Origin of the sequence: Chamaesiphon sp. OTE_8_metabat_110, assembly GCF_031382685.1 — a bacterium.
Taxonomy (GTDB): Bacteria; Cyanobacteriota; Cyanobacteriia; order Cyanobacteriales; family Chamaesiphonaceae; genus Chamaesiphon.
Window position 1 is genome coordinate 1 of record NZ_JANMZA010000143.1, and the last position, 7,619, is coordinate 7,619.

A 7,619-nucleotide genomic window follows, 5' to 3' on the forward strand; every position below is an offset into this window, starting at 1 on the left:
GAAGTAATTTTAGCCTCACCAGTTTTACAACCATTTAGTCGCTGACACGTAGCTAATAACTCTTTGCCCGCCGCGCGATGGATCGCTCCATCGACACCGCCACCACCAAGTAGCGAACTATTCGCTGCATTCACGATCGCATCTACTGTCAATTTAGTAATATCGCCCTGAATTATCCCCATCCGTTCTTGTGGACTTGAGAGCGATGCTGCTGTCATTTTTGATGAATATTTTTATTTTAACTTCTTGTATTATAATATTCTAAATATGCGATCGGTTCAGTAAGTAGGCGTAATTATTTATCAGATAGATTGTGTCCGAAACCTTAATGGTGGGCAATGCCCACCCTACTGGCTACTGGCTTGACACGACTAAAAATGTGGGTAAAGCGATTCTCTTTCAGAGAGGCTGCGCCAACGCTCAAAATGTTACTCATTGTATTTTCCAGAGTTATAAATGCCCACAGTTTTAGTCGTGTCGTCCCACTACTTCTACTTCCTGGATCGATGTTTGCTGGTATAAACCATCCCCCACAGTCGATCTATAAAATGTATGATGTTTAACATTGTCATCTTGGGGCGATCGATCGCCAAATTGCTGAGACAGAACATCCTCACCACTGGTAAAATGATTTAGCCCAGTACCGTCCGAGCATTGACATGAATAGACCGATCGGAATCGACCTGTTTGCAGGTGCTGGCGGGATGTCACTGGGATTCGAGCAGGCTGGTTTTGATATCGTCGCCGCAGTAGAGATCGATCCGATTCATTGTGCCACGCACGAGTACAACTTTCCCCATGCTGCCACAATTTGCGCTAGCGTCATCGATCTGACGGGTGCAGAAGTTCGCCGGAGAGCCAAATTAGGCGATCGCGATATCGATGTTGTCATGGGCGGCGCTCCCTGTCAAGGCTTTTCCCTCATGGGCAAACGTGCTTTCGACGATCCCCGCAACCAGTTAGTATTTCATTACGTGCGGCTCGTTAAGGAATTAAACCCTAAATATTGCGTCTTTGAAAATGTCAAAGGCTTAACCCTCGGCGCACACGCCCAGTTTCTCGCCGAACTGATTGCCGCATTGGGCGAGGCTGGTTATGATGTGCTGACACCTTACCAAGTACTCAACGCCGCCGATTATGGCGTACCACAGGATCGCAAGCGATTATTTCTCGTCGGTACGCGTCAGGGGGAGAAGTCGCCCACTTATCCACAGCCACACCCAGAGCGCGTAACAGTTTGGGAAGCGATTGGGGATTTACCAAATGCCGATCGATTTGAGGCGCTCTGGCTGGAAGATCGGATCGCGGTAACATGGGAGACAACCAGCCCCTACGCACGTAGACTGAGAGGATTCGATCGCGATCCCCACGATTATAGCTACTCCCGGAGATTCGACCCTCACCTGCTCACCTGTAGTATCAGAACCCGACATAACCCCGCCTCCCAAACTAGATTTAACGCGACCATTCAAGGTAAAACCGAAGCCATCAGCCACTTCCGCCGCCTCGATCCGGCTGGGCTATGTAATACACTCCGCGCTGGTACCGATAGCGCACGCGGCGCGCATACCTCCCCCCGCCCGATTCATCCCTTTTTACCCCGCGTCATCACCGTGCGCGAGGCGGCGAGATTGCATTCCTATCCCGACTGGTTCCGCTTGCACGGGACGAAATGGCATGGCTGTCGCCAAATTGGTAATAGCGTCCCGCCACTCCTCGCCCGTGCCTTAGCTAGCGAATTATTAAAAGCCCAGGGCATACAACCTTCAAAGCCGAAAAAAATTCTCGATTGCGGTCACGATCGACTATTATCTTTTGATATGAGTAATGCGTCAAAATATTTTCAAGTACCGCTAGACACAATCGCCCAAAGATCGCGGTTAAAAACACCGTTACGATCGCTCTAAATCCTGTTGTGCTAATATCCGGGGGACAACAATCAAAAAATAAGTCCACCATAGGATAATTAACCCGGCTACTGGCAAAGTTAGCCACAGAGTATGGAATAATAACCAACTGCCAGTAATAATGGCTATTCCCGTCAGGACGATCGTCCACGGCTGACACCACCAAGGTTTAGATGCCCACAAATTACTATTACTCATTGTTAACAAATTAAAGTTTAGCTACGATCGTACTCGGTAATGCGCCGATCGCATCCGCTCCCAAACCTAATTTAATAGACATGACTGGGGTGTCTCAGAGTAACCCTGACATAATTATGTCAGGGCTACTCTGAGGATCGATCGCGATCGACTGATGATATTAGGCGAAGATTTAGGTTGATACTAGTTGACACTATACTCTTTCAACCAAGCGGTGGCAATTTGTACTCCTTCTTGATTTTCTTGTTTTTCAAAGAGGAAGAGTGCGGCTTTCATACAAGTAATTCCATCCTTAGTGCCACCGAACAAGGTGGCAACTGCCATAAAAGCATAAGGATTAGTTTCTTCGAGTCTGAGTGCTTTCTCGTAATAGGCTAAGGCTTGTTCCTTCTGTCCTTTTTTCTGTGCCGCCCAGCCCAATTGGACGTATTTCATCGATTGTTCGCGATTGTCAGCGCTTGCGTCGTCATTTTTGACTTCAGGAGCTTCCTGAGCGCGTTCGATATTTTGAATTGTGAGGGAGTTGATGCTAGGAGCTAGTTCGGCGTGAGTGCTAGCAGCAGTGGTAAATAGGACGGAAACGAGAGTTAAGCTGGAGACAAAAGTGCTTTTGAACATGGCTGGATTGCTGTGGTGTGAGTTCTATTGAATATCATTAAACACCCTTCGTCTGTGAGTTGAATACGGAGATATTTTTGCTGCTATTTAGTTACGATTTAGTTTCGCCAACATCGGAATGTTGATGCTTTAGCTAACAACTAAGATGGGGCGTTGAGAAATATTTTGCTTGTTAGAGTCGCCGTAACTAATGCCAGACAAGCGATCTCAGCTATTACTGGCAATCAACCAATCGCCCACTTGAGAGCGTCATTAAATGTAAAACCAGCCATCTCCTCGACAATCCCCACTTCGAGTACGGCTTGAAATACCGCCCAGCACTGGATATTTGTGATGGTTTCCCGATCGACTCCCCAATCCTGAAAATAAATTGCGAGCGTTTTAGCACCTTCGTCAGTAGCTTGATTGCCGCCAATAATCAGACAGTACGGCTCGTCTGATATTGCTGAATACTCCACCAAGGTAAAGACATCACTTAATTCTTTTTCCCAAACCGATTGGCGCGTTAGATCCACTGTGCAAAACCTGATAATAACTACGATCGAGATCTTAAAGCCATCACTATTAAACCTTTTGGCTCGATCGCCAGTCTAACTTGTTGGAAAGCAAAAAAGACGCCGATCGTGATGAATCGAAATCAAGGAATGCCTATCTATCTTAAAAGCTTGACTGAGAAAGCACTTAGGAGCTGCTAAGAGCGATTCTCATTCTGAGAGGCTACGCCAACGAGTGGCCAGGAGGTGAACTCAATGAGGTAGAGTGGAAGTACCTGCCATCTGCCCTTGGAGAGAACTTTCTATGGACAATAAGACAGAGCTATTATCTCAACTCCAGATCTGGGTTGCCAACTTCGGCGTTAAAGCGATCTCAGCTTGCCTGATTCTGCTAGCTGGCATTCAACTTGCTCGGGTGCTCCAATCGATCGTCGGTCGCGCGATTCAACAAGCTAGAATTGATGCCACGTTAGTATTATTTGCCAGTAACTTGGTGTATATTTCGGTAGTCACGATGACCGCGATTATCGCCCTCGGTCAGTTAGGCGTCCAGACAGCATCATTTATTGCGATCTTGGGATCGATCGGGGTCGCACTGGGACTCGCTTTACAGGGTTCTCTATCTAATTTTGCTGCGGGGATTTTGATTATCGTCCTCCGCCCATTTAAAGTCGGCGACTATATCGAATGTCTAGGAATCGGCGGTACTGTCAAAAGGATTCATCCGCTCAACACGATCCTAATCACCCCCGATCATCGCACGATCGTCGCTCCCAACCGCAAGTTATTTGATGATTGTCTCACCAATCATTCCGCCCAACCCCAACGCCGGATCGATTTTGTCTTTAGTACTAAATACGAACATGATATCGATCGGATTAAGCAGATTGTCTGGGAAGTATTAGCCGAAGATCGGCGGATTTTGGCAGAACCAAAGACATTAGTTGGCGTGTTGGATTGGGGCACGCTCGGGATGCGCTTTGCGGTACGTCCGTGGGTACATACCGCCGATTATGAGGCTGTGTATTTTGAGACACAAGAAGCCATCAAGAAAAGGTTTGATGAAGAAGGTATTGCTGCACCTTGCGGTGTGGTGTAAGTTAGCGATCCATGAATTAGCAGTTAAAATTAGGTGTAAATTGTCTGAAACCTGTGTGGTGAGCACTGTCCACGAGCAAACCTGGACGGAGCGATGATTTGGGCTTGTGATTGCGATCGATTTTAGCAAACTCAATCTCTATTACGAATATTGGATGATTCGATCGTTACACTCGATCGGATTTATTTGGATCGATCGTCATATTAAACTCGATCGCCATAACTTATCTCGATCGACAAATTCACGCTCTCAATCGTATCTCTGCACCCAGTAGATAAGTAGATAAGCAGCATCACGAAAATGTCACGGTCGAAACTGGAGGATACAAAAGGCAGAGCCAATGTGTTTCAGTCAAGACAGCGAATCAGCGACGCGCTCATCACGGAGGTTCCCTCCAGGTCGAGCGCGTCAAGACAAGAGAGAGGGTTTGGGGGTGAGGGCAAAAGGCTGGCATCTTACATTTAATTCCGCCTAGCTACTTATAGCGGGGTTAGGAAAGGAACAGGGTTTCTTTGCAGGGAAATGCCAATGTCCTTCGGGGAGAAGTAATTAATAATTAATAATTAATTATTAATTATTACCCAACCATTCTTGCTTGGTAATTTCGAGCTTATTTGCTTCGATCCAGTGTCCCTTTTTTTGAAACGCGTGAGGAATATATCTGACAAACTTCATGCCAACTTTTTCGAGGACGCGCCGACTGGCTTTATTCCAGAGCGCATGACTGGCTTCGATGCGGCTAGCACCGAGGATTTCAAACCCAAACTCTAGCATGGCAACGAGTGAGTCAGTCATATAACCTTGTCCTTGACGCTCTGGATGCGTCCAAAATCCCAGATTCCACACATCTTGCCGATCGGTTTTGCGGATCCCAATCCTCCCCAGCAGCAGATCTGAGTGCGGATCGGCGATCGTAAACACATACATTTTGCCCTCATGCCAAGCGCGGAAATTTTCTTGCAATGGTTCTTCCAGTTCTTCGATCTTCGCTGGCGGTTCCCATTGCATTCCCCGCGTAAATCCGGCAACGCGCGTCGCCGAAAATACTAGGGGGATGTCCGCTACAGTGGGACATCGCAATCGACAGCGAGCGGTTTCAATGGTGGAGCCACTGGGAACGAGAATTGTAAAATCGAGCGGAATGACTGGTTCCATTGCCAACGGGTTATATTTATTTCTCTGGTGTAGAATTATTACAGCTAGTACTTCTACGATCGAACAAGTGATGAAGACAGTTGGTACATGGATCTTCGGAGTTCTGCTGTTAATTGGCTTGGGTTTGAGTGTCTGGATTATCCTCCCCGCACCGATTTTCTCATTACTCCCCTTCAGTGTGGGCGCACCCGAAATCAGTCCGGGATTGACTATTTTTAATGCTGTCTTGCTGATTTTGAGCTGGCTGCGATTTGGGATTAGGAGTGTTCGCCGATCTCGATTGGCGATCGTGACGCTCTGTATCAGCAGTTTAGCCCTCGGACTCAGCGCCCAACCGCTCATCCAATTTGCGCCGACTCAACAGCAAGCCCAAAGCGCGATCGAGTCGAATTTAGGCAGAGATTATCTGACTAAAATTGCGCCTGAGTCGCTGGCGAAGATGCGATCGCAGCCACTGATTATTGCCGACCTCTGGCGCGGTATCACTAGCGATCCAGTCCGGATCGATCGGCAGATTCCGTTCGCTAATCCTGATGGGGTGCCCCTAGCTCTCAATATTTATCGACCCCTAAAAGTCGGTAAATACCCCGCCATCGTATCAATTTATGGTGGTGCATGGCAACGCGGTAGCCCCGATAGCGATGAAAATTTCAACCGTTATATTGCCGCTCAAGGTTATGTTGTCTGGGCAATTTCCTACCGTCACGCGCCTACCTATCGTTTTCCGACTCAAAATGCTGATGTCCGATCGGCATTGACATATATCCAAAACCATGCTGCTGAAAACGAAACCGATCTCGATCGCGTCGCGGCGATCGGTCGCTCGGCTGGCTCCCAACTGGCGATGTTAGCCGCTTACCAGAACCCGCCCTTTCCAATTCGCGCGGTCGTCGATTATTACGGCCCTGTCAATCTGACAACGGGTTATGAAAATGTCCCAACTCCCGATCCGATCGAGTCGCGAGCGACACTGCGGACTTTTTTGGGCGGCACTCCACAGCAATTTCCCGAACTTTACCGTCAAGCATCCCCCATTAATGCTGTCAAACCCGCGCTGCCAGCATCGCTACTCATCTATGGCGGCAAAGACCGCATTGTCGAAGCTAAGTATGGCAAGTACCTCGCCACACAATTGCGATCGCAAGGCAATCGTGCCATTTTTATCGAAATTCCGTGGGCGGATCATGCTTTTGATGCGGTATTTCCAGGCATCAGCAATCAACTTGCGCTCTACTACACCGAGCGATTTTTGGCTTGGGCGTTGGCTTTGTAATAATATTTACACGAACTTCTTCAGTTTTTCGGTCGCGATCGGGTAGATGTGGCTAGATCGTGTCTTGTCAATTCTTTGCTTGAAAGTAGAAGCAGCCATCTCTATCTCTACCTTTTGATAGAAAGATTACTGAGTGCCACTAGTATACCATGCAATATATTATACAAACTTAATTGTTGGAGCGCGAGATGCCGAATAACTATAACAATCCTCAAGGTAGGGACAATTTAGACAATGAGATCCAGTACCAGCGCGAACGAGCTGCCGAAGATAATGGTACTAGCAATGGGATCGCGATCGGTGGCCTCTTAGTTTTCTTACTGGGTTTGGGTGGATTGGCGACTTATTTCTGGACGCGACCAGCGCCGACGCCAACACCAGCACCGACAACGATTATCAATACTCCGCCGAACCCTACCGCAACGGTATCGCCAGCACCACAGAAAACGACAATTATCGATCGGACAGTCGAAAAAACTGCGCCCCCACAAGTCAAAGTGGTCGAGGTGCAAAAACCCGCCGCGCCACCAAAAATTATCGAAGTACCCAAACCTTTTGCCGTACCTGGAGCCACCAAAGTAATCGAAGTACCCAAGCCAGTAGTGGTACCTGGAGCCACTAAAGTAATTGAAGTACCCAAGCCAATAGCGGCACCTACTACCACTGATAAATCGGATACTACCAAGCCGATGACGACGCCATCAGCAGCGCCGACTCCCGCGAGTAGTGATGCCGCGCCGCCAGCTCCCAGCAGTCCCGAAGGAAGTAATTAAATTAATTAATAATTAATAATTAATAATTGGGTTTTAGGACTTGCTGCAATACCCCCGACTTCTTGGAGAAGTCGGGGGTATGTCCGAAGCTAGCGTGGCGGT

General features: G+C 47.9%; 10 protein-coding genes. 5 read left to right on the plus strand and 5 right to left on the minus strand.

The genetic code is table 11. From position 1 onward, the window contains the following. On the minus strand, positions 1–218 hold a 218-nt coding region (locus RMO52_RS05140; protein ID WP_310411536.1), incomplete at its 3' end, for a macro domain-containing protein. 95 nt (positions 219–313) lie between these two features. Between RMO52_RS05140 and RMO52_RS05145 the strand changes: the two genes are divergently transcribed. Then, positions 314–472: a hypothetical protein gene (locus RMO52_RS05145; protein ID WP_309742545.1), complete on the plus strand. Its 159-nt coding sequence runs from the start codon at positions 314–316 to the stop codon at positions 470–472. Between the two features lie 187 nt (positions 473–659). After that, the gene (locus tag RMO52_RS05150) at positions 660–1,907 is read left to right on the plus strand and encodes a DNA cytosine methyltransferase (protein WP_310411539.1); all 1,248 of its coding nucleotides are present in this window, start codon (positions 660–662) and stop codon (positions 1,905–1,907) included. Here RMO52_RS05150 and RMO52_RS05155 read toward each other — a convergent pair. The 3 genes from RMO52_RS05155 to RMO52_RS05165 all read right to left on the minus strand — a co-directional run bounded on the left by RMO52_RS05155 (position 1,893) and on the right by RMO52_RS05165 (position 3,238). Further along, complete coding sequence (locus RMO52_RS05155) at positions 1,893–2,105, minus strand: DUF6737 family protein (RefSeq protein WP_309742543.1); 213 nt, start codon at positions 2,103–2,105, stop codon at positions 1,893–1,895. The two genes, RMO52_RS05150 and RMO52_RS05155, sit on opposite strands and share 15 nt — an antisense overlap. A gap of 183 nt (positions 2,106–2,288) precedes the next feature. Continuing rightward, the gene (locus RMO52_RS05160) at positions 2,289–2,723 is read right to left on the minus strand and encodes a tetratricopeptide repeat protein (RefSeq protein ID WP_309742542.1); all 435 of its coding nucleotides are present in this window, start codon (positions 2,721–2,723) and stop codon (positions 2,289–2,291) included. Positions 2,724–2,947: 224 nt separating this feature from the next. Then, complete coding sequence (locus tag RMO52_RS05165; protein WP_310411542.1) at positions 2,948–3,238, minus strand: hypothetical protein; 291 nt, start codon at positions 3,236–3,238, stop codon at positions 2,948–2,950. A 283-nt stretch (positions 3,239–3,521) separates the two neighbouring features. Between RMO52_RS05165 and RMO52_RS05170 the strand changes: the two genes are divergently transcribed. After that, positions 3,522–4,316: a mechanosensitive ion channel domain-containing protein gene (locus RMO52_RS05170; RefSeq protein ID WP_310411545.1), complete on the plus strand. Its 795-nt coding sequence runs from the start codon at positions 3,522–3,524 to the stop codon at positions 4,314–4,316. A 570-nt stretch (positions 4,317–4,886) separates the two neighbouring features. Here RMO52_RS05170 and RMO52_RS05175 read toward each other — a convergent pair. Continuing rightward, positions 4,887–5,471 (minus strand): GNAT family protein, encoded by a 585-nt coding sequence (locus RMO52_RS05175; RefSeq protein ID WP_310411548.1) that lies wholly within the window; start codon positions 5,469–5,471, stop codon positions 4,887–4,889. Positions 5,472–5,541: 70 nt separating this feature from the next. Between RMO52_RS05175 and RMO52_RS05180 the strand changes: the two genes are divergently transcribed. Together RMO52_RS05180 and RMO52_RS05185 are read left to right on the plus strand one after the other, a co-directional pair. Further along, positions 5,542–6,744 (plus strand): alpha/beta hydrolase fold domain-containing protein, encoded by a 1,203-nt coding sequence (locus RMO52_RS05180; protein ID WP_396134892.1) that lies wholly within the window; start codon positions 5,542–5,544, stop codon positions 6,742–6,744. Between the two features lie 188 nt (positions 6,745–6,932). Continuing rightward, positions 6,933–7,517: a hypothetical protein gene (locus tag RMO52_RS05185; protein WP_310411554.1), complete on the plus strand. Its 585-nt coding sequence runs from the start codon at positions 6,933–6,935 to the stop codon at positions 7,515–7,517. The last annotated feature ends 102 nt before the right edge of the window (positions 7,518–7,619 follow it).

Excerpts from the sequence above, each read along its gene's own strand:
- RMO52_RS05170 (WP_310411545.1), top strand. The coding sequence starts at position 3,522 with ATGGACAATAAGACAGAGCTATTATCTCAACTCCAGATCTGGGTTGCC.
- RMO52_RS05155 (WP_309742543.1), bottom strand. The coding sequence starts at position 2,105 with ATGAGTAATAGTAATTTGTGGGCATCTAAACCTTGGTGGTGTCAGCCG.
- RMO52_RS05175 (WP_310411548.1), bottom strand. The coding sequence starts at position 5,471 with ATGGAACCAGTCATTCCGCTCGATTTTACAATTCTCGTTCCCAGTGGC.
- RMO52_RS05150 (WP_310411539.1), top strand. The coding sequence starts at position 660 with ATGAATAGACCGATCGGAATCGACCTGTTTGCAGGTGCTGGCGGGATG.
- RMO52_RS05185 (WP_310411554.1), top strand. The coding sequence starts at position 6,933 with ATGCCGAATAACTATAACAATCCTCAAGGTAGGGACAATTTAGACAAT.
- RMO52_RS05160 (WP_309742542.1), bottom strand. The coding sequence starts at position 2,723 with ATGTTCAAAAGCACTTTTGTCTCCAGCTTAACTCTCGTTTCCGTCCTA.
- RMO52_RS05180 (WP_396134892.1), top strand. The coding sequence starts at position 5,542 with ATGAAGACAGTTGGTACATGGATCTTCGGAGTTCTGCTGTTAATTGGC.